The organism is Streptomyces sp. NPDC002602 (assembly GCF_042889445.1).
Classification (GTDB): domain Bacteria; phylum Actinomycetota; class Actinomycetes; order Streptomycetales; family Streptomycetaceae; genus Streptomyces.
Window position 1 is genome coordinate 217412 of record NZ_JBIAQX010000002.1, and the last position, 20474, is coordinate 237885.

A 20474-nucleotide genomic window follows, 5' to 3' on the forward strand; every position below is an offset into this window, starting at 1 on the left:
TGCTCTCGACTCAGCGTCTGCAACCCGTCGTGCGCTGGACACAAGCCGCGACAGAACGTGGGCGGTTGCTCTCGACTCAGCGTCTGCAACCCGTCGTGCGCTGGACACAAGCCGCGACAGAACGTGGGCGGTTGCTCTCGACTCAGCGTCTGCAACCCGTCGTGGGCTGGACCTAAGCAGCCCGAGGTCATGGCGTGATGGCCGTGATCGGCGGATGCCTTGTACATCCCTGATGGGGGCTTGCGGGGAGTGGCGGGCGGTCTGACGGAGTCTGTGGTTGAAGGAGATGTCCTTTCGCTCCACCAACTCCCCATGATGCTCTGCCTGCTTGCCGTGAAGAGCCTGAACGGCAACAGAAGACGGTCGAGTCATCCCCGATTGACGTCAGGCGCCCAACGATCCACGAGTGCGCCCCTGATCGCCCGCAGGCGCCTCTCCCACGCGCACCCATCACCCAGATCGCCGCTTATGCCCAGCCTGAGACAACCTGCGGACGCCGAGCCGAGAGCAAGTGCGTAGCGATCTGTCGCCGCTTATGCCCAGCCTGAGACGACCTGCGGACGCCGAGCCGAGAGCAAGTGTGTAGCGATCTGGCGCGGCTTATGTCCAGCGCACGACGAGTTGCGGACGCTGAGTCGGGAGCAAGTGTGTAGCGATCTGGCGCCTGCCCCGAGGTGCGTGTCGGCGACATCATGAGACTCGGGACTGAGGGGCCCGGCGAGCGGAGCGTCCTCGTACCTCTCTGACCGCCCCGTTCTCCCTCCCCCTACCCCCCCCCGGCCATCCTTCGGGGGCTTCCCGACAGTCTTGGCATTTCGGTTCGGGCCGGTCGGTCAAGGGTGGCCGCAGGCCATCGCGAAGCGACGCGAGCGCAGCGAGCGCCCTTGAGGGACCGGGCCGAACCGGAAGGACAGTGGACTGACGGGACGCCCCCAACCCCTTCACACCCCCGCCCGAGCGGACCCCGCCCACCCCCGACCCCGCCCCACTCACTCAAACCCCCGCCCCACCAAAGCCCCCTCAGCCCCCCGGCCCCTGGCCCGTCGAGCCCCTCACCACCAGTTCCGGTTGGAAGACGTACTCCGTGCGCTGGACGGGTGTTCCCGACACCGCTTCGAGCAGGGCGCCCACCGCGGCCGTCGCCATCGCGCGGACCGGTTGGCGGACCGTGGTCAGCGGGGGGTCGGTGAAGGCGATCAGCGGGGAGTCGTCGAAGCCGACGACCGACACGTCCTCCGGTACGCGCAGTCCCCGCTCTCGGGCCGCGCGGATGACACCGAGCGCCATCGGGTCGCTGCCGCACACGATGCCGGTGCACCCGCGGTCGAGCAGGGCTCCGCCCGCCGCGTGGCCGCCCTCGACGGTGAACAGGGTGCGTTGGATGAGCCCTTCGGCGGCCGCCGAGGGCAGGGCGGCGGTGAAGCCGGCCTCCTTGCGCGCCGACGGGACGTAGCGCGTCGGCCCGATGGCCAGGCCGATGCGGCGGTGCCCGAGGTCTTCGAGGTGCCGGACGGCCATGTCGGCGGCCGCCCGGTCGTCCGGGGAGATGAAGGGCGCGTTGACGTGCTCGTTGAAGCCGTTGATCAGGACGAACGGCACGCCCCGGGAGGCTAGCCGCTGGTAGCGCGACGGGTCGGTGGAGGAGTCCGCGTGCAGGCCGGACAGGAAGACGATGCCGGTGACCCCCCGCTCCTCCAGTTGTTCGACCAGCTCGTCCTCGGTGGCCCCGCCCGGCGTCTGGGTACAGAGCACCGGCGTGTACCCGTGCCCCGCCAGCGCCTGCTCTATGACCTGGGCGAACGCCGGGAAGATGGGATTGGTGAGTTCCGGGATGAGCAGGCCGACGAGGCCGTTGCTGCGGCGTTTGAGCCGCACCGGGCGTTCGTAGCCCAGCAGGTCGAGCGCGGCCAGCACCTTGTGCCGGGTGCCGGCCGCGACGCCCGCTTTCCCGTTGAGGACGCGGCTGACGGTCGCCTCGCTGACCTGGGCCTGCGCGGCGATGTCCGTCAACCTGAGGGGGTTGGTCACCCCTGCCACCACACCGCCGTGTCGCCGGGCAGTACGCCCGCTTCGGTCAGCTCGGCACTGGCCAGCAGTGCCGTGCCGGGCAGCGGCATGCGTACGGGCTCCCCGGTGGTGTTGACCGTGCAGGTGAACGCGCCCCGGCGGAAGGCCAGTACGCCTTCGGGAGCGTCCAGCCAGTGCACGGAGTCACCCGCGCCCAGGTCGTCGCGCTCGCGGCGAATGCGCAGCGCGGCCCGGTACAGCTCCAGCGTGGAGTGCGGGTCGCCGGTCTGGGCCTCGACGCTGAGGCCGGCCCAGTCGGCGGGCTGCGGCAGCCAGCTGCCGCCGCTGCCGAAGCCGTACGGGGCTTCCTCGCCGGACCACGGGATCGGTACGCGGCAGCCGTCGCGGAGCCCGTCCTGGCCGTTCTCCTTGAAGAAGGACGGGTCCTGGCGGACGGCGTCGGGGAGGTCGGTGACCTCGGGCAGTCCGAGTTCCTCGCCCTGGTAGACGTACGCCGACCCCGGCAACGCCAGCATCAGCAGCGCGGCGGCCCGCGCCCGGGCCAACCCCTGGGCGCCGCCCCCGTACCGGGTCACGTGCCGTACCACGTCGTGGTTGGACAGCACCCACGTCGTCGGCGCACCCACGGGGCGCATGGCGTCGAGGGACTCGTCGATGGCGGAGCGTAGCGCGTCGGCGTCCCAACCGGTGTTCAGGTAGTGGAAGTTGAAGGCCTGGTGGAGTTCGTCGGGGCGCAGGTACAGCGCGGTGCGGTCGGCGCTGGGGGTCCAGGCCTCGGCGACGCCGATGCGGTCGCCGGCGTACTCGTCGAGGACGGTGCGCCAGGAGCGGTAGATCTCGTGGACGCCGTCCTGGTCGAAGAAGGGGAGGACCTGGTTGCCGAGGAGCTTGAGTTGTTCGTCGCGGCCGAGGTCGGGCAGGCCGGGGGCCTTGACGAGGCCGTGGGCGACGTCGATGCGGAAGCCGTCGGCGCCGAGGTCGAGCCAGAACCGCAGGATGGAGCGGAACTCGTCCTGGACGGCAGGGTGTTCCCAGTTGAAGTCGGGCTGCTCGGGTGCGAAGAGGTGCAGGTACCACTCGCCGTCCTCGACGCGGGTCCAGGCGGGCCCGCCGAAGATCGATTCCCAGTCGTTGGGGGGCAGCTCGCCGTCGGCGCCCTGGCCGGGCCGGAAGTGGAAGCGTTCGCGCAGGGGGGTTCCGGGGCCTTCGCGGAGTGCCTGCTTGAACCATTCGTGCTGGTCGGAGCAGTGGTTGGGGACGAGGTCCACGATGATGCGCAGGCCCAGGGCGTGGGCTTCGCGGATCACGGCGTCGGCGTCGTGCAGGGTGCCGAACATGGGGTCGATGGCGCGGTAGTCGGCGACGTCGTATCCGGCGTCGGCCTGCGGGGAGGCGTAGAAGGGGCTGAGCCAGACGGCGTCGACGCCCAGTTCCTTGAGGTGGGGCAGTCGGCTCCGGATGCCTTCGAGGTCCCCCATGCCGTCCCCGTTGGAGTCGGCGAAGCTGCGTGGATAGACCTGGTAGATCACCGCTTCTCTCCACCAGCCGGGCTGGGTACCGGTCGTGGTGGGGAGGGCGTCGGCGAGGTGCTGGGTCATGTCGTCCTTGAAGAGATCGGGCCGGTGATGCGGGAGCAGGCAGGGGTGGTCAGCCCTTGGTCGCGCCTGCGGTCATCCCGGCGACGAGGTGACGCTGGGCGAAGAGGAAGAAGACGGCGGCGGGGATGGCGATGAGGACCGAGGCGGCGGTCATCGCTCCCCAGTTGGAGGTGTACTGCGTGACGAAGGTCTGCAGTCCGCCGGCCAGGGTGAGGTTCTCGTCGCCGACCATGAAGGCGGAGGCGTAGGCGACTTCGCCCCAGGCGGTGATGAAGGCGTAGAAGCCGGTCACGGCGAGGCCGGGTTTGGCCAGGGGCAGGATCAGTCGCCAGAAGGTGCCGAAGGGGTTGAGTCCGTCGACGCGGCCGGATTCGTCGATCTCGACCGGGATGGTGTCGAAGAAGCCCTTCATCATCCAGGCGCAGAAGGGCACGGCGATGGTGAGGTACGTGATGATCAGGCCGACGGGCTGGTTGAGCAGGCCGAGCTGTCCCATGAGGTTGTAGAGCGGGACGATGAGGATGGCCATGGGGAACATCTGCGTGATGAGCAGGGTCCACATGAGGGGTTTCATGCCGGGGAACTTGAACCGGCTGACGGCGTAGCCGGTGGTGGCCGCGATGAACACGCCGAGGATCGTGGTGACGCCGGCGACGAGGACGGAGTTGGCGAACCAGGAGAAGAAGGAGGTCGACTCCACCAGGTAGCGGTAGTTGTCGAGGGTGGGTTCCTTCACGAAGTCGGTGCTGATGGCGTGCTTCGCGGGCTTGATGGAGGTCAGCAGGACCCACAGGACCGGGAAGACGGCGATGACGGACGCGATGGCGAGGGTGGCGTGCAGTCCGACGGAGGCGGTCGGGGAGCGGCGTCCCCGGCGGGGTCCGGTCGCCTGTTCCTTGTTGGTGGCGGTCGACACGGTCACCACACCTCTCCCTGCTTGCGCAGCGAGCGCCGGTAGACCAGCGCGAAGATCATGAGCAGGGCGAGGATGAGTACGCCCCAGGTGGCGGAGCCCGCGAAGTCGCGGGGGCTGGCCACGAAGGCCTGGCGGAAGGCCTGGGTCACCAGGATCTCGGTGGAGTCGCCGGGTCCGCCCCGCGTGAGCAGGAAGATCACCGGGAACATGTTGAAGGTCCAGATGGTGGAGAGCAGGATCACCGTCATGCTGACGGCCCGCAGGCCGGGCAGGGTGATGTGCCGGAACCGCTGCCAGGGGGTGGCGCCGTCCATCTCGGCGGCTTCGTAGAGTTCGCCGGGGATGGACTGGAGGCCGCCGAGGAGGGCGACCATCATGAAGGGGACGCCGAGCCAGACGTTGACGGTGATGACGGAGACCTTGGCCCACGTCGGGTCGTCGAGCCACGGGATGGCGGAGATGCCGCCGCCGTCGAGCAGCTTGTTGAGGATGCCGTTGTCGCGGTTGAAGAGGAACCGCCAGGCGAAGACGGAGACGAAGCCGGGGACGGCCCAGGGCAGGATGAGTGCCATCCGGTAGGCGGCGCGGCCCTTGAAGTCGCGGTTGAGCATGGTGGCCAGGGCCAGTCCGAGCGCGAAGGTGATCGACACGCACAGGACGGTCCAACTGACCGTCCACACCAGCCGTTGCAGGAACACGGGGTCGGAGAGGACGGCCGCGTAGTTGTCGAGGCCGACGAACTCGTAGGTGGCCTCGATGTGGTTGGCGCCGATGGTGCGGCCGACGTTGCGCTCGTTGGCGTCGGTCAGCGACAGGTAGACGCCTCGTACGAGGGGCCAGCCGATGATGACGCCGAGGACGAGCACCACGGGGGTGATCATCGTCCAGGCGTACCAGTGGGTGGCCAGCGCGCGCTTGAAGCCACCGCGGTTCCCGCTGTCAGTCCTGCGGCTCAGGCCGCGGGCCTCGATGTCGTCGCTCTTGGCGCCGTCATCGTTGCCCGCGGCCTTCGCCACCGACTGGCTGGTGTGAGCAGCCATCTCAGCCGGCCCGCCTTTCTGAGGCGCTGTCCTGACGCATGCGGCACGTGAGGTCCGTGCGGCGTGTCAGCTTCGGAACGAACACCCTGCATCCCTGTTTTGTCTTGGAGGTGGCAACATCGGCTGATTCAGTACTTTTTCGGAACCGTGCAACTGTCCGAGGTGGCCCGGGACTACGGTCACGCCCGTGATGCTCCGCTGCAGCTACCGGGTCTATCCGAACGGACCGCAACGCCTGGCTTTGGCCCGGGCGTTCGGCTGTGCCCGAGTGGTGTGGAACGACTGCCTCAGCGCCCGCCGGGCGGCGCGGGAGGCCGGCCTGCCGTACGTGAAGTCCGCGGAGCTCTCCAAGCGCCTGATCACGCGGGCCAAACGGACCCCTGAACGGGCCTGGCTGGCCGACGTGTCGGCGGTCGTGCTCCAGCAGTCCCTGCGGGATCTGGATACCGCGTTCAAGAACTTCTTCGATTCGAACAGAGGCGGGCGCAACGGCCGGAAGGTCTCGCCCCCGCGGTACAAGTCGAAGAAGGACTCGCGGCATTCGATCCGCCTGACCAGCAATGCCTTCGCGCTCTTGGCCGACGGTCGGGTGTACGTGGCGAAGGTGGGAAACCTCGCGATGCGCTGGTCCCGGCCGCTGCCCGCCGCGCCCAGCTCCCTGACGGTGGTCAAGGACTCCGCGGGCCGCTACTTCGTCAGCTTTGTCGTGAACACCGCACCCGAGACTCTGCCCGAAACAGAGGCGGAAGTCGGGATCGACCTCGGCCTGACCACCTTCGCCGTGCTCTCCGACGGCACCAGGATCTCCTCGCCGAGATTCCTGCGCCGGGCGGAGAAGAAGCTCAAGCGCTTGCACCGGGATCTGTCGCGCAAGACGAAGGATTCCAAGAACCGGGCCAAGGCACGCGGCAGGCTTGCCCGGCAGTACGCCAGAGTCGCCGACCGCCGCCGGGACTGGCACCACAAGACGTCCACACGCATCATCCGCGACAACCAAGCGGTGTACGTGGAAGACCTCGCGGTGTCCGCACTCGCACGCACCAGGCTGGGCAAGTCCGTTCACGATGCGGGTTGGACCGCGTTCCTGAACATGCTGGCCTACAAGGCCGTCAAGCACGGCCGGTACTTCGGGAAGATCGGCAGGTTCGTGCCGACGTCCCAGATGTGCAGCGCATGTGGTCATCATGATGGCCCCAAACCCCTTCACATCCGAATGTGGACCTGCACGAACTGCGCGACCGTCCACGACCGCGACGAGAACGCCTCTCACAACACCCTGGCCGCCGGGCGGGCGGACAGGCTAAACGCCTGCGGAGCGCCGGTAGGACCGGGAGCGATCCCGGCACGACGCGATGAAACAGGAAGCTCCTGCGGTGGCCTGACGGCCACCGCGGGAATCCCCGGCCCTCAGGCCGGGGACCACGTCAATTCCAGCCCTTGAGGATCTTGCGGAACTCGACGCCGGCCGCCTTGGCCGCGTCCTCGGGGCTTGCCGCCCCGGTGACCGCCTTGGTGTATTCGACCTTCAGCGGCTCGAAGAGGGAGCCGTTCTCCGGGATCCAGGCGCGCTCGACGGCCTTGTCGACGGCCGGCTTGAAGAACTGGACCATCTCGCTGGACTTGACGTCCGGCTGCTCGTAGGCGGCCGTGCGGGTCGGGAGCAGGCTGAGGTCCTTGGCGGACTGGACCTGGACTTCCTGGGAGGTCATGTACTCGACGAAGGCGTGTGCGGCGGCGCGATTCTTGGAGCCGGCGTAGACGGCGAGGTCGTGGCCGCCCTGGGGGGCGCCGGCCTTGGCGGAGCCGGCCGGGACGGCGGCGACGCCGAGGTTGGCCTTGTCCTTGAACTGGTCGCCGGCGTAGCTGTCGGCGACGGCCCAGGGACCGTTGATCATCATGGCGACCTCGCCCGACTTGAAGGCGGTCTGCATGTTGACCCAGCCGTCGGTGGCGTTGGTGATCGCCGCGCCGGAGGTGACCAGGTCGCGGGCGGCCTTGAAGGCCTTGACGCCCGCGGGGTTGTCGACGGTGACCGTCTTGGTCTTCGCGTCGACGAGGTCGCCGCCCTCGCCGTAGATCAGCGGGAGGAACCAGTAGGAGTCGTCGCCGCGCAGGTACAGGCCGGCCTTGCCGGTCTTCGCCTTGATGGCGGCGGAGGCGGTCTTCAGCTCCTCCAGGGTGGTGGGGGGCTTGACGCCGGCGTCGGCGAGCATCTTCTTGTTGTAGAAGAGGCCGAGGGTGTCGATGACCTGCGGGACGGCGTAGGTCTTGCCCTCGTACTTGCCGCTGGCCGCGGCCTGCGGGAGGAACTCCGCGTCGACCTTCTTGGCGGTCTCGGCGGGCACCTCGTCGAGGTATCCGAGGGAGGCGAAGTCGGCGACCCAGCCGACGTCGGCGCGGATCACGTCAGGGGCCTCGGAGCCGCTGGTGAAGGCGTTCTTGGCCTTGTTCTGCGCGTCGCCGTACGGGATGTTGACGTACTTGACGGTGACCTTCGGGTGCTTCGCGGTGAACGCCTCGGCGATCTTCTGGAAGCTGGCCTTCTCGGCGTCGTTGGAGGTGTCCCACCACGTCACCGTGCCGGTCAGCTCACCGCCGGCCTTGGTGTCGCCGTTGTCGTTCCCGCTGTCACCGCTGCAAGCCGTCGCCGCGAGCGCCAGGGCCGCGACCAGCGCGGTGGCCGCTATGCCACGCCGCATATGAACTCCTTCGATGATCCCGGCCGCTTCCTCGCGGTCCCGAGTTGCCAGGAACGTAACAAGACTGAAAGCCGACCGAAAGAGCTTGCGGCAATTTTCTGCAAGCGATGGTGATCGTTACATCCGTGTGTCCGTACGGTTGCCGCAGCTTGCTGTTAGTTCGAGTCGCCTTCGAGTCCACGGGCCCGCAACCAGGGGGTGTGTCCCCGCGTTGACCCCCACATGACCCATGAGCTGACCGCACCCCGGCTTGCAAGCGCTTCCAGCAACACCGGCGCGGGCGACGGCTGGTGGCGCGATGCCGTCATCTATCAGGTGTACGTGCGGTCCTTCGCCGACAGCGACGGCGACGGCGTCGGCGACCTGAACGGGGTGCGCGAGCGGCTCCCCCACCTGGCCCGTCTGGGGGTGGACGCCGTGTGGCTGACCCCCTTCTACGTATCCCCGCAGGCGGACGGCGGCTACGACGTCGCCGACTACCGGGCCGTGGATCCGCTCTTCGGCGACCTCTCCGACGCGGCCGAGCTGCTGCGGGCCGCGCACGCCCAGGGGCTGCGGGTCATCGTGGACGTGGTGCCGAACCACACCTCCGACGAGCACCCGTGGTTCCGGGCGGCCCTGAGGGACCCCGCCGCCCGGGAGCGGTACCACTTCCGGGCGGGACGGGGCGCGGCCGGCGAGCTGCCGCCCAACGACTGGGAGTCGATCTTCGGGGGTCCCGCCTGGACCCGCGTCGAGGACGGACAGTGGTACCTGCACCTGTTCGCGCCCGAGCAGCCCGACCTCGACTGGGACCATCCCGAGGTGGCGGCGGAGTTCGCGGACGTGCTGCGGTTCTGGCTGGACCTCGGCGTGGACGGGTTCCGGGTGGACGTGGCGCACGGCATGGTCAAGGCGCCCGGGCTGCCGGACATCGGCCGCGCCGCCCAGGCCACCCTGATCGGCACGGAGCCGCTCCCCTTCTTCGACCAGGACGGGGTCCACGCCATCCACCGTTCCTGGCGGCGGCTCCTCGACGCGCACGAGGGCCCGCGGCCGGGGCCCGCGATCGGGGTGGCGGAGGCCTGGGCCCCGACCTCGGAGCGGCTCGCGCTGTACGTGCGGCCCGACGAGATGCACCAGGCCTTCAACTTCCGATTCCTGAACTGTCCGTGGGACGCCGTCGCGATGCGCACCGTCATCGACGAGTCGCTGGCCGCGACGGCTTCCGTGGGTGCGCCGACGACGTGGGTGCTGTCCAACCACGACGTGGTGCGGCACGTGACCCGGTACGGGGGCGGCGCCCAGGGGTTGGCCCGGGCGCGGGCCGCCGCGCTGCTGATGCTGGCGCTGCCCGGATCCGCGTACGTCTACCAGGGCGAGGAACTCGGACTGCCCGAGGTCACCGACCTCCCCGACGCCGTCCGTCAGGACCCCGCCTTCCATCGCGGCTCGGGGCAGGACGGGATGCGTGACGGGTGCCGGATCCCGCTCCCCTGGTCCGGGGAGGCACCCCCGTACGACTTCGGTCCGGGCGGGAGCTGGCTGCCGCAGCCCGCCGACTGGGCGGGGCTGAGCGTCGCCGCGCAGACCGGTGACCCGCATTCCACGCTGGAGCTGTACCGGGCGGCTCTGGAGCTGCGGCGCGCGCTGCCCGGGCTGGGCTCCCCGGAGGCGGGGGGCCTGACGTGGCTGCCCGCTCCGGAGGGGGTGCTGCTGTTCACCCGCCCCGGCTTCGCCTGCACCGTCAACACCCGGGCGCGGGCGCTTCAACTCCCGTCGCCGGGGAGGCCCGTGCTCTCCAGCGCGCCCGTGGAGACGGACGGTCGCAGTGTCCTGTTGCCCCCGGACTCCTCCACGTGGTGGGCATTGTGACGCGACGTGGTGGGCATTGTGACGCGTGACCGGTACAGTCCAATCCCGTGACCGCACGGCTAGCCGACATCGCAGCCCAGGCGGGGGTCAGCGAAGCCACAGTCAGCCGCGTGCTCAACGGCAAGCCCGGTGTGGCCGCAGGCACCCGCGAATCCGTGCTGGCCGCGCTCGACGTTCTCGGTTACGAGCGGCCCGTGAAGCTGCGCCAACGCAGCGCCGGACTCGTCGGTCTGATAACCCCCGAACTCGACAACCCCATCTTTCCGGCGCTGGCGCAGGTCATCGGCCAGGCGCTGACCCGGCAGGGGTACACCCCGGTGCTGGCCACGCAGACGCCCGGCGGGTCCACCGAGGACGAGCTGACGGAGATGCTCGTGGACCGCGGGGTCTCCGGGATCATCTTCGTGTCCGGTCTGCACGCCGACACCACGGCGGACATGGGGCGCTACGACCAGCTCCGCGGGCAGGGTGTTCCGTACGTCCTCATCAACGGGTTCTCCGACAAGGTCCGGGCTCCCTTCGTCTCTCCCGACGACCGGGCGGCCATGCAGCTCGCGGTGACGCATCTGACGGCGCTCGGTCACACGCGGATCGGCCTCGCGGTCGGACCGAAGCGGTTCGTGCCGGTGTTGCGCAAGATCGAGGGCTTCCGGCTCGGCATGAAGGAACGGCTCGGGCTCGGCGAGGCCGAGGTCGAGGAGTTGATCCAGCATTCCCTGTACACGCTGGAAGGTGGGCAGGCCGCGGCGACCGCGTTGATCGCGCGGGGCTGCACGGCGGTGGTGTGCGCGAGCGACATGATGGCGCTCGGTGCGATCCGGGCCGCGCGGCAGCGGGGTCTGAGGGTTCCGCAGGACGTGTCGGTGGTGGGCTTCGACGACTCCCCTCTCATAGCGTTCACGGATCCGCCGTTGACCACGATCAGGCAGCCGGTACAGGCCATGGGGCAGGCGGCGGTCCGCACGCTGCTGGAGGAGATCGGCGGTACGCCGGCCCCGCACAGCGAGTTCGTCTTCCTCCCCGAGTTGGTGGTCCGCGGTTCCACCGCGTCCGGGCCGAGGCAGCGGCGTACGCCCTGAGGGGGATCCCGTCATCCCCGGGGTTGAGCGGACGGTCCCAAGACCGTCCCACGGGATGATCGAAGGCGAGAACGTATCTGGCAGACTCTTTCCTCATGGGTGAAGCGAGCGTGAAGACACTGGAAACCCGGACGGACGTCTCGTCACCCACCGTGACCGAGAACGAGGCCCGCCCGGCCTCCGAACGTTCTCTTCTCACCCGGCTCCGCACGCCCCGGCGGCCCCGGATCTGGTTCGAGGTCCTGCTGATCGCGATCAGCTACTGGACCTACTCGCTGATCCGCAACGCCGTCCCGGAGCAGAAGGCGGTCGCGCTGTCGAACGCCGACTGGATCTGGAGCGTCGAGCGCACCCTGGGCATCGCCGTGGAGCAGTCGATCAACCACGCCGTCAACTCGGTGACGTGGTTGATCGTCGGCATGAACTACTACTACGCCACGCTGCACTTCGTCGTGACCATCGGCGTGCTGGTGTGGATCTACCGCTTTCACCCGGGGCGTTACGCGGCCACCCGCATGGTGCTCTTCGCCACCACCGGCGTCGCCCTGGTCGGCTACTTCTTCTACCCGCTCGCGCCGCCCCGGCTGATGAACGGGCAGGACTTCATCGACACGGTGCTGGTTCACCACACCTGGGGTTCCATGGCCTCGGGCAACCTCAAGCACATGTCGAACCAGTACGCGGCCATGCCGTCGATGCACATAGGGTGGTCGCTCTGGTGCGGGCTGACGATCTTCGCGATCGCCTCCGCGCCCTGGGCGCGGATCCTGGGCCTGCTCTACCCGACGGCGACGCTGGTCGTCATCGTGGCCACCGCGAACCACTTCTGGCTCGACGCCGTGGGCGGCATGCTGTGCCTGGCCTTCGGTTACACGGTCTCGCGCGCCTGGTACGGAGCGCTCCCGCACCGGCTGCCCCGCCACCCTCGGGCCGTGGATCGGCATCCGGTGGCGGCGGCGCTGGCGAACCGCTTCACGCGCTGACCGTTCCCCTCTGCTCGTCTCTTCTCTGCTCGTCTCTTCTCATCCTGCTTCTCTTCTCAGACCGTGCTGTGCGTGATCCGGCCGCCCGACATCGTGAGTCGGATCGGTGCCTCGGCCACCTCGTCCGGTGTCGAGTCCACGGGGTCGAGGGTGAAGGCCGTCAGGTCCGCCCGGAATCCGGCCGCGACGCGGCCCGCCACCTTCTCCTCGCCGGCCGCGAGTGCGGCGTGCGAGGTCATGCCCTCCAGTGCCATCAGCCCGGTGAGGGCGGCTCCCGTCGAGGCCGCGCCGAGGGGGCTGCGGGCGGTCACCAGGACCTGACGGGCGTCGTGGTGGGCGATGGGCCAGTCCGAGCCGAGGGCGAGCACCGCCCCCGCGTCGCGCAGGTCGCGGCAGCGCCAGGCGCGGCCCGCGCGGTCGTCGCCGAGCCGTTTGGACCATTCGTCGCTGTGGTCGGCCCGGGTGTACGCGGTGTGCGGCGGCTGCATCGAGGCGATCACCCCGAGTTCCGCGAACCGCTTCAGTTGGTCGTCGGGGACGGTCTCGATGTGCTCGATCCGGTGTCGTGCCCGGGCCCCCGGGCCCAGGTCCGCCACCGTGTCCAGGACGTGTCGGACGGCGGCGTCCCCGATGGCGTGGGTGGCGGTGCCGATGCCGGCGGCGTCGAGGGTGTGTACCGCGCGGGAGTAGGCGCGCGGGTCGGGCCAGAAGGCGTCCGTGCCCTGGCCGTGGCAGTCGGCGTGCTCCAGCCAGGCCGTTCCGCCCTCGACGGTGCCGTCCATGAAGAACTTCACCCCGCCGACCTGCCAGTGGCGGCCCCGCAGGAGTTGGAGTGCGACGAGTTCCTCCAGTTCGTCGGGGCCGGCGCCCGGCATGCACCAGGGGGACAGGCGCAGGCGCAGCGGCAGGTCGCCCTCGTACTCGACGGTGGAGAGCAGGGCCGGTACGTCCCCGTCGCCGAGGTCCATCACGTGGGCGCCGGTGAGTCCGCCGGCGGCCATCTCCGTGAGGAGGGCCAGGAGGCGGTCGCGGCGTTCGGTGGAGGAGGGCTTGGGGACGAGGGCGCCGACGAGGTCCATCGCGGCGTGTTCGACGAGGTGGCCGGTGGGTCGGCCCTGCGGGTCGCAGACGATCTCGGAGCGTTGGGCGAAGGTGCGCGGCCCGGTGATGCCCGCGGCCCGCAGGGCCGCTTCGGAGGCGAGGGCGGAGTGGCCGTCGTACAGGCGCAGGAAGGCGGGGGCGCCGGCGAGGGCGTCCTCGACGAGGGAGCGGTCGACGGGCCGGCCGCCGAAGGCGTTGTGGTCGAGGCCGTGGCCGACGATCCAGCCTCCGGGGCCTCGGTCGGCGGCGCGCAGGGCGGCGCGGAGTTGGTCGAGGTCCCGGACGGTGGAGAGGTCGGTGCCGGTGGCCATCTCGATGCCCCAGACGGGGTGACTGTGGGCGTCGGTGAGGCCGGGGGTGAGGGTGGCGCCGCCGAGGTCGATGACCTCGGTGGCGGGTCCACGCCAGTCCCGTACGTCGCTCGCGTCGCCGACGGCGAGGATCTCGCCGTCGCGGACGGCTACCGCCTGGGCCTCGGGGCGGTCGGGGTCGAGGGTGCGGACGCGGGCTCCGGTGAGGACGGTGTCGGCAGCGGGCACGGCTCTTCTCCTTCGGGGTGTGCGCGGGTGGCGGGCTCTTCGGCGAAGCGGGCGTGGATGTCGGGGCGGCGCGTCCTGAGGCGCCGGGCGAGGCCGGGGCCGCCGAGGAGGACGGCGGGCACGAGGGCGGGGACGACGGCCACGGGGAGGTATCCGGCGGGGGCTCCGATGCCGCCGAGCAGGATGGCGGCGGGGCGACGCCGGCCATCGCGGTGAGCGGGGCGGCGGCCGACACGACGAGGAAGGAGATGTCGGCGGTGCCGAGGGTGGCGCGGCGCGGGACCGGGGTGGTCGCCGGGGGCGGCGGTTCCGGCGTTCGGGGCCCGCGTTCCCGGCGTACGCCCGGGGTCTCCTGGCGGCCCCGCCCGCCTGACCGGCGGGGGCGGGACCGGGGCCTGCGAACGGGACCGGGGGCCGGGGTCAGGAGCCGTAGAAGAGTTCGTCCACCACCGCGCGGGCCCGGCGGGTGATGCGGCGGTAGTCCTCCAGCATGTCGCCGGCGGTGCCCTCGGCGTAGCCGAGGTAGCGGCCGACGGCGGCCAGTTCGCGCGCCTCGGACGGGAAGGTGTCGCCCGCCCGGCCGCGGACCAGCATCACGGCGTTGCGGACCCGGGTGGCGAGCACCCATGCCTCGTCGAGGATCTGCGCCTCCTCGGTGGGGATCAGCCCGGCCGCGTGGGAGGCGGCGAGGGCTTCGCGGGTGCGGGTGGTGCGCAGGCCGGGTTCGGCCCAGGCGTGCCGCATCTGCATCAGTTGGACGGTCCACTCGACGTCGCTGAGGCCGCCCCGGCCGAGTTTGGTGTGCAGGGTGGGGTCGGCGCCGCGCGGCAGCCGCTCGGACTCCATGCGGGCCTTGAGTCGGCGGATCTCCCGTACGGCGTCGTCGCCGAGGCCCTCCACGGGGTAGCGCAGGGGGTCGATCAGGTCGATGAAGCGCGAGCCGAGTTCCTGGTCGCCGGCGACCGTCGCGGCCCGCAGCAGGGCCTGGGACTCCCAGGTCAGGGACCAGCGGCGGTAGTAGGCGGCGTACGAGGGCAGGGTGCGCACCAGTGGACCGGAGCGGCCTTCGGGGCGCAGGTCGGCGTCGATGAGCAGCGGCGGGTCGGCGGACGGCAACTGGAGGAGTCTGCGCATCTCGGACACGACGGCCTGGGCGGCCTTCGCGGCGTCCTGTTCGTCGACGCCCTCGCGGGGTTCGTGGACGAACAGGACGTCGGCGTCGGAGCCGTAGGCGAGTTCGTGACCGCCGAAGCGGCCGACGCCGATCACGGCGAACCGGGTGGGCAGGGTGTCGCCCCACTGCTCGCGCACGGCGGCGCGCAGGGCGCCCGCGATGGTGGCGGCGGTGAGGTCGGAGACGGCGGAGCCGACCCGGTCGACGAGAGCCCCGTGGTCCTCCTCGGCCGGGTTGTCCTCGGTGCCGTAGGAGCCGATGATGTCGCCGGCGGTGGTGCGGAACAGTTCGCGGCGGCGCACGCCGCGCGCCGCGGCGACGGCGGCTTCGGCGTTCTCGGCGCGGTTGACGGCGGCCAGCACCTCCTGTTCCAGGGCCTCGTGGGTACGGGGCTGGAGGCCTTCGGGGTCGCCGAGCAGGGCGACCGCCTCGGGGGCGCGCATCAGCAGGTCGGGGGCGAGCCGGCCGGCGGACAGGACGCGGGCGAGGTTCTCGGCGGCGGCGCCCTCGTCGCGGAGCAGACGCAGGTACCAGGGGGTCTTGCCGAGGGCGTCGGAGACCTTGCGGAAGTTCAGCAGGCCCGCGTCGGGGTCGGCCGAGTCGGCGAACCAGCCGAGCATGACCGGGAGCAGGGTGCGTTGGATGGCGGCCTTGCGGCTGACTCCGGACGCGAGGGCTTCGAGGTGGCGCAGGGCGGCGGCGGGGTCGGCGTAGCCGAGGGCTTCGAGGCGCTGGCCGGCGGCGCGCGGGGAGAGCCTGGCCTCGCCGGGCGCGAGCTGGGCGACGGCGTCGAGGAGCGGCCGGTAGAAGATCTTCTCGTGCAGGCGTCGGACCACGGAGGCGTGTCGGCGCCAGGCCTTGTTGAGTTCGGCGACGGGTTCGGTGCGCAGGCCCATGGAGCGGCCGAGGCGGCGCAGGTCGTTCTCGTCCTCGGGGACGAGGTGGGTGCGGCGCAGCCGGTAGAGCTGGATGCGGTGTTCCATGGCGCGCAGGAAGCGGTACGCGTCGTGGAGCTGGGCGGCGTCGGCCCGGCCGACGTAGCCGCCGGCGGCGAGGGCGTGCAGGGCGTCGAGGGTGGTGCCGGAGTGCAGGGTGGCGTCGGTGCGTCCGTGGACGAGTTGGAGCAGTTGCACGGCGAACTCGACGTCGCGCAGGCCGCCCGGGCCGAGTTTGAGTTCGCGGTCGACCTGGGCGGCGGGGATGTTGTCGACGACGCGGCGGCGCATCTTCTGGACGTCGGGCACGAAGTTCTCGCGTTCGGCGGCCTGCCAGACGAGGGGGCTTATGGCGTCGATGTACTCGGCGCCGAGGGTCTCGTCGCCGGCGACGGCCCGGGCCTTGAGGAGGGCCTGGAACTCCCAGGTCTTGGCCCAGCGCTGGTAGTAGGCGAGGTGGGAGGCGAGGGTGCGGACCAGCGGACCGTTTCTTCCCTCGGGGCGGAGGTTCGCGTCGACGGGCCAGATGGCGCCCTCGACGGTGGTCTCGGAGCAGATCCGCATCAGGTGGGAGGCGAGGCGGGTGGCGGCCTGGAGGGCCCGGCCCTCGTCCTCGCCGTCGGGGCTGTCCCCGACGAAGATCACGTCCACGTCGGACACGTAGTTGAGTTCGTTGCCTCCGCACTTGCCCATCGCGATGACGGCGAGTCTGCAGCGGGCCGCGTCCTCGGGGGCGGCGGCGGAGGCGATGCGCAGGGCCGCGCGCAGCGTGGCGGTGGCGAGGTCGGCGAGTTCGGCGGCGACCTGCTGGACGTCGGTGGTGCCGCAGACGTCGCGGGCGGCGATGGAGAGCAGGCAGCGGCGGTAGGAGACGCGCAGTTGCACGGGGTCGTGGGCGTCGGCGAGCCCCCGCTCGAACTCGGCGAGTCCCGGGTGGAGGTCGGCCGCCTCGTAGGTGACCAGAGCCTGCCAGTCCTGAGGGTGGCGGGCGAGGTGGTCGCCGAGGGCCTCTGAGGCGCCGAGTACGCCGAGCAGTCGGTCGCGCAGCGGTTTGGCGCTGACGAGTGTGTCGAGGAGCACACGGAGTTCCTCGGGCCGTTGCGCCTCCGCGAGCCGGACGAGCCCGAGGAGGGCGAGGTCGGGGTCGGCGGTGGCCCCGAGAGCGTCGAGGAGCACGGGGTCGGCCCGAACGGCCGACAGGGCGTCCGCGTCGAGGAGTCGGGCGGCGCCCGAGGGGTCGGTGAACCCGCTGCGGAGCAGCCGGATGAAGGTGCTGCTCCTGCGTCCCGGGACTGTCATCCCGCCGCCTCCCGCGTGCGTCGCCGCCGGTGGCCCGGCCGGCTCTGGGGGCGAGCCTAGCCGGAGCGGGCGTTCGGCTCACCGGGACGCGGGGGGCGGGGGCGGGCGGGGGGCGGCATGGTGGCACATATCATGGGGAGGATTGTCTGTTTATCTGAATACCTATAGAGATCCGCGCGCCTGCCGCCGTCGCGCGATCATCTACGTCCAGGGGCCCGCTCCCCGCCCGATCGGCTACGAGGAGCCCCATGTCCGACGGACGCCACCTCCTTGATCACACAGACCCCACGGGCCCCACCAGTAACACCAGACCCCTGAGCCCCACCTGCCCCATGTGCCTCTCCAGCCTTGGTGATACCAGTGATCTCGGCGGCACCGCCGGACCCGCGGGCTCCGGGGGCACCGTGGGCTCCGCGGGAACCACAGGCCCCACGGACTCTGCGGTCTCCACGGGTTCTGTGCGTCCCGCGGGTTCTGTGCGCCCTGCGGGTTCTGTGCGTCCCACGGGTTCCGTGCGTCCCACCGGCCCCTCCTGTCCCGCGTGTTCCGCGGACATCGGCCACCAGCCCCCGCCCGCCCGCCGGCTCGGCCACACCGCGCACCCCGCGGACCGGGCACCCGCTCGGCCGGGGCCGGGGCAGACCGCTCACCGGCCCGGGCAGTCCGCGTACCGGCCCGCCGAGGGCGAGGTCCCGGCCCGGGTGGCCTTCCCCGCCCCCCGGCGTTCCCCCCGACCGGCGGAGGCGGCTCCCGGCCGGCCCGCACCGTCCGTGCCCTCCGCACAGTCCGCGCCCTCCGCGCCCTCCGTACCGTCCGTACCCTCCGTGCCCTCCGCGCCCTCCGCGCCCTCCGCGCCCTCCGCACCGTCCGCACCCTCCGCACCCTCCGCACCCTCCGCACCGTCCGTGCCCACGGCCCGACGCGCCGCGGCGGCCGACGCCGACTTGGAGCGGCCGGAGTCCCGTTCCGCGGGGACCCCGCTCGATCGCGCCGCCCGCTCGGGCGAGCCGGACGCGGAGTTCTCGGCCGGACCGGTGACCGCCGCCCATCGCCGCGTCGCCACCCTCGTCAAGGTCGTCGCCCTCTGCGCGGCGACCGCCGCCGGCGGCATGCTCGCGCTCCGGGGCGGCGAAGCCCTCACCGCCCTCGGCGCAGACGGCTCCCCCGACTCCCGGCCCGCCGGCGTCGGCGCCACCGTCGGCGCCGCGGACCTGCCCGACCCGGGCCGGGTGCTCCAGGTGGTCGCCCACCCCGACGACGACCTGTACTTCATGAACCCGGACCTCCAGTACTCCATAGCCGCCGGTCACCCCGTGACCACCGTGTACCTCACCTCCGGCGAGGCCGACGGGGTCAACGGCCGCGCCGGCAAGGTGGCCACGACCCGGCCGAACAAGCCCGCTTACGCCGAGGCCCGCCAGAACGGCATCCGGTCCGCCTACGCGAAGATGGCCACCGGCGACCTCGGCAGCGCGTGGAAACGCACCGTCGTCCCGACCAAGGGCGGCGGCCACGCCGAGGTCGACATCCTCGTGGCCAAGCCCGAGGTCAACCTGGTCTGGTTGCAGATGCGCGAGTCCAACAACGTCTACGCCGACGTTCCCGAGAGCCTGCACGCACTGTGGGACGGCAAGGCCCCGCGACTGGGGTCGGTGCTCGCCTCCGGCTCTCCGGTCAAACAGGGTTTCGCGTACACCAAGGACCAGGTCGTCCAGACCCTCGTGGGCGTCCTGGAGCGGTACAAGCCGACCACCATCCGCTCGCAGGACCCCACCCCCGGCCGGCTGATCGCCAACAAGAAGTACGCGGACCACCAGGACCACTTCTACGGCGCCCGTTTCGTCCAGATGGCCGCCGCCGCGTACGCGAAGGACGTCAAGGACCGCCCGCACTTCGGGGTGCAGAACTACCTCGGGTACTTCAACGGATCGCTTCCCAGCACCCTCGACCCGAACGAGGCCCAGGCGAAGCTGGACATCCTGCACGCCTACGCCTGGGCCGACAAGGACAACCACTGCGGCAGCGAGGCCGGCTGCGGCGACCTCAAGATCACCGAACACGCGTCGAGCAACCGTTGGACCCAGTCCATCAACTACGCCGGAGGCACCGGCACTTCCTGGCTGACCTCCGACAAGGATCACGGCCTGTGGGCCTTCAAGGCGCTCGACGGCCAGGTCGCCGTCTGGCACCGGAACGGTCTGATAGGCCCCTGGACCGGTCCGCGCCTGCTCGCCGGCACGGGCATCGACCCGGGCGTCTCCACCGTTACGCTGGCCGACGGGCGGATCGCCGCCTTCGCCACCCGCACGACCTTCGGCCCCAAGCCCGCGGACTACCGGCGCGAGGTCGTGTTCTCGACCCAACAGGCGCCAGGCTCAGAGCTGTTCGGGGAGTGGGAGTCGCTGGGTACGCCCGAGGCGGGCGATGTGAACGGCACCTCCGACATCAGCGCGCCCGCCGTCTCCCTCGACGGCGCGGGCCACTTGGCGGCGTACGTCCGCGACGGCGCGTACACCCTGCGCGGGCGGGTGCGGGCGGCAAACGGCAGTTGGGGCCCCTGGGAGCGGTACGGCGGCTCCGACCTGCACGGCACGCCGGTCACCGCGATCGACGGCGCCGGTCGGCGGATGGTCCTGGCCACCACGGCGAAGACGGTGGTGGGTTGGGTGCAGCCGAAGCCGGGCGCCCCGCTGGGCCGCGTCACCCCGACCGGGTTGCCGGCCACCACGCTCCCGATCACGGCGGAGAGCCGCGAGGGCGGCGTACGACTGTGGTTCCGCAAGCCGGGGTCGGGCAACGTCCGCACGGCCCTGTTGACGGGCGACGGCGGTCTCAAGGTCAACAACCTCACCGACCTCGGCGGGCTCCAGGGCTTCGGCTCGGTGACGGCCAGCGGGCACCTGCTGGCGGGCCGTTCCTCGGGTGGACGGTTGAGCTCGGACCTCGGTCCGGAGCAGGAGTGGCAGCGGTCGCCGCTGATGTTCGTGGACGCCCCGTCCAGCACCACGATCGGGCGGAACATGGTCAGCCTCGCGGTGGTCGGGCTCGACGCGCGACTGTACGTGACCTCCTCGACGGACGACCCGAAGGCGTACCTGGCGCCGTGGACGCCGGTCGGGCCGCCCGAGACCCGCCCGTAGCGGGCGCCCCATCGGGCGATTCGCCCGAACTCCCGCCAACGACCCACACGGGAGCACATGCCCACCCGAAATCCGGACGAATCGACTCC

At 71.1% G+C, this 20474-nt stretch carries 12 protein-coding genes; 5 read left to right on the forward strand and 7 right to left on the reverse strand.

The features are described from left to right. Positions 1–1020 precede the first annotated feature (1020 nt). The 4 genes from ACFYW3_RS06315 to ACFYW3_RS06330 are packed head-to-tail and all read right to left on the reverse strand — an operon-like array spanning position 1021 to position 5582. Entirely contained in the window at positions 1021–2037 is a 1017-nt protein-coding gene (locus ACFYW3_RS06315) for a LacI family DNA-binding transcriptional regulator (protein ID WP_351756946.1), read from the reverse strand. After that, positions 2025–3626, reverse strand: a complete 1602-nt coding sequence (locus tag ACFYW3_RS06320) for a glycoside hydrolase family 13 protein (RefSeq protein WP_351756943.1) — start codon at positions 3624–3626, stop codon at positions 2025–2027. Before ACFYW3_RS06320 ends, ACFYW3_RS06315 begins: the two co-directional genes overlap by 13 nt. A 49-nt stretch (positions 3627–3675) precedes the next feature. Beyond that, entirely contained in the window at positions 3676–4548 is an 873-nt protein-coding gene (locus tag ACFYW3_RS06325; protein WP_389385693.1) for a sugar ABC transporter permease, read from the reverse strand. Beyond that, the gene (locus ACFYW3_RS06330) at positions 4545–5582 is read right to left on the reverse strand and encodes a sugar ABC transporter permease (RefSeq protein WP_351756938.1); all 1038 of its coding nucleotides are present in this window, start codon (positions 5580–5582) and stop codon (positions 4545–4547) included. Before ACFYW3_RS06330 ends, ACFYW3_RS06325 begins: the two co-directional genes overlap by 4 nt. Positions 5583–5769: 187 nt before the next feature. On the opposite strand from ACFYW3_RS06330, the gene ACFYW3_RS06335 reads away from it, so the two are divergent. Further along, complete coding sequence (locus tag ACFYW3_RS06335; RefSeq protein ID WP_389385694.1) at positions 5770–7023, forward strand: RNA-guided endonuclease InsQ/TnpB family protein; 1254 nt, start codon at positions 5770–5772, stop codon at positions 7021–7023. Here ACFYW3_RS06335 and ACFYW3_RS06340 read toward each other — a convergent pair. Continuing rightward, a complete protein-coding gene (locus tag ACFYW3_RS06340) occupies positions 7007–8281 on the reverse strand; it encodes an extracellular solute-binding protein (protein ID WP_351756932.1) in 1275 nt (424 codons plus the stop codon). The genes ACFYW3_RS06335 and ACFYW3_RS06340 overlap by 17 nt on opposite strands. Positions 8282–8503: 222 nt before the next feature. On the opposite strand from ACFYW3_RS06340, the gene ACFYW3_RS06345 reads away from it, so the two are divergent. From ACFYW3_RS06345 to ACFYW3_RS06355, 3 genes are all read left to right on the forward strand, one after another. Then, entirely contained in the window at positions 8504–10135 is a 1632-nt protein-coding gene (locus ACFYW3_RS06345; protein ID WP_389385695.1) for an alpha-amylase family glycosyl hydrolase, read from the forward strand. A 47-nt stretch (positions 10136–10182) separates the two neighbouring features. Continuing rightward, positions 10183–11214, forward strand: a complete 1032-nt coding sequence (locus ACFYW3_RS06350; RefSeq protein WP_351756926.1) for a LacI family DNA-binding transcriptional regulator — start codon at positions 10183–10185, stop codon at positions 11212–11214. A 95-nt stretch (positions 11215–11309) separates the two neighbouring features. Continuing rightward, positions 11310–12197, forward strand: coding sequence for a phosphatase PAP2 family protein (locus ACFYW3_RS06355; protein WP_389385696.1), 888 nt, complete (start codon positions 11310–11312; stop codon positions 12195–12197). A gap of 56 nt (positions 12198–12253) precedes the next feature. Here the strand turns inward: ACFYW3_RS06355 and ACFYW3_RS06360 are convergent, their stop codons facing one another. Both ACFYW3_RS06360 and ACFYW3_RS06365 read right to left on the reverse strand, forming a co-directional pair. Further along, positions 12254–13837 (reverse strand): amidohydrolase, encoded by a 1584-nt coding sequence (locus ACFYW3_RS06360; protein WP_389385697.1) that lies wholly within the window; start codon positions 13835–13837, stop codon positions 12254–12256. 420 nt (positions 13838–14257) lie between these two features. Beyond that, positions 14258–17245: a bifunctional [glutamine synthetase] adenylyltransferase/[glutamine synthetase]-adenylyl-L-tyrosine phosphorylase gene (locus ACFYW3_RS06365; protein WP_389385698.1), complete on the reverse strand. Its 2988-nt coding sequence runs from the start codon at positions 17243–17245 to the stop codon at positions 14258–14260. Between the two features lie 905 nt (positions 17246–18150). On the opposite strand from ACFYW3_RS06365, the gene ACFYW3_RS06370 reads away from it, so the two are divergent. Further along, positions 18151–20385, forward strand: coding sequence for a PIG-L family deacetylase (locus ACFYW3_RS06370; RefSeq protein WP_389385699.1), 2235 nt, complete (start codon positions 18151–18153; stop codon positions 20383–20385). The last annotated feature ends 89 nt before the right edge of the window (positions 20386–20474 follow it).

What these genes read in the sequence shown, in the direction of transcription:
- ACFYW3_RS06365 (WP_389385698.1), bottom strand. Translation starts at nt 17,245, where the DNA reads ATGACAGTCCCGGGACGCAGGAGCAGCACCTTCATCCGGCTGCTCCGC.
- ACFYW3_RS06355 (WP_389385696.1), top strand. Translation starts at nt 11,310, where the DNA reads ATGGGTGAAGCGAGCGTGAAGACACTGGAAACCCGGACGGACGTCTCG.
- ACFYW3_RS06320 (WP_351756943.1), bottom strand. Translation starts at nt 3,626, where the DNA reads ATGACCCAGCACCTCGCCGACGCCCTCCCCACCACGACCGGTACCCAG.
- ACFYW3_RS06330 (WP_351756938.1), bottom strand. Translation starts at nt 5,582, where the DNA reads ATGGCTGCTCACACCAGCCAGTCGGTGGCGAAGGCCGCGGGCAACGAT.
- ACFYW3_RS06340 (WP_351756932.1), bottom strand. Translation starts at nt 8,281, where the DNA reads ATGCGGCGTGGCATAGCGGCCACCGCGCTGGTCGCGGCCCTGGCGCTC.
- ACFYW3_RS06345 (WP_389385695.1), top strand. Translation starts at nt 8,504, where the DNA reads ATGACCCATGAGCTGACCGCACCCCGGCTTGCAAGCGCTTCCAGCAAC.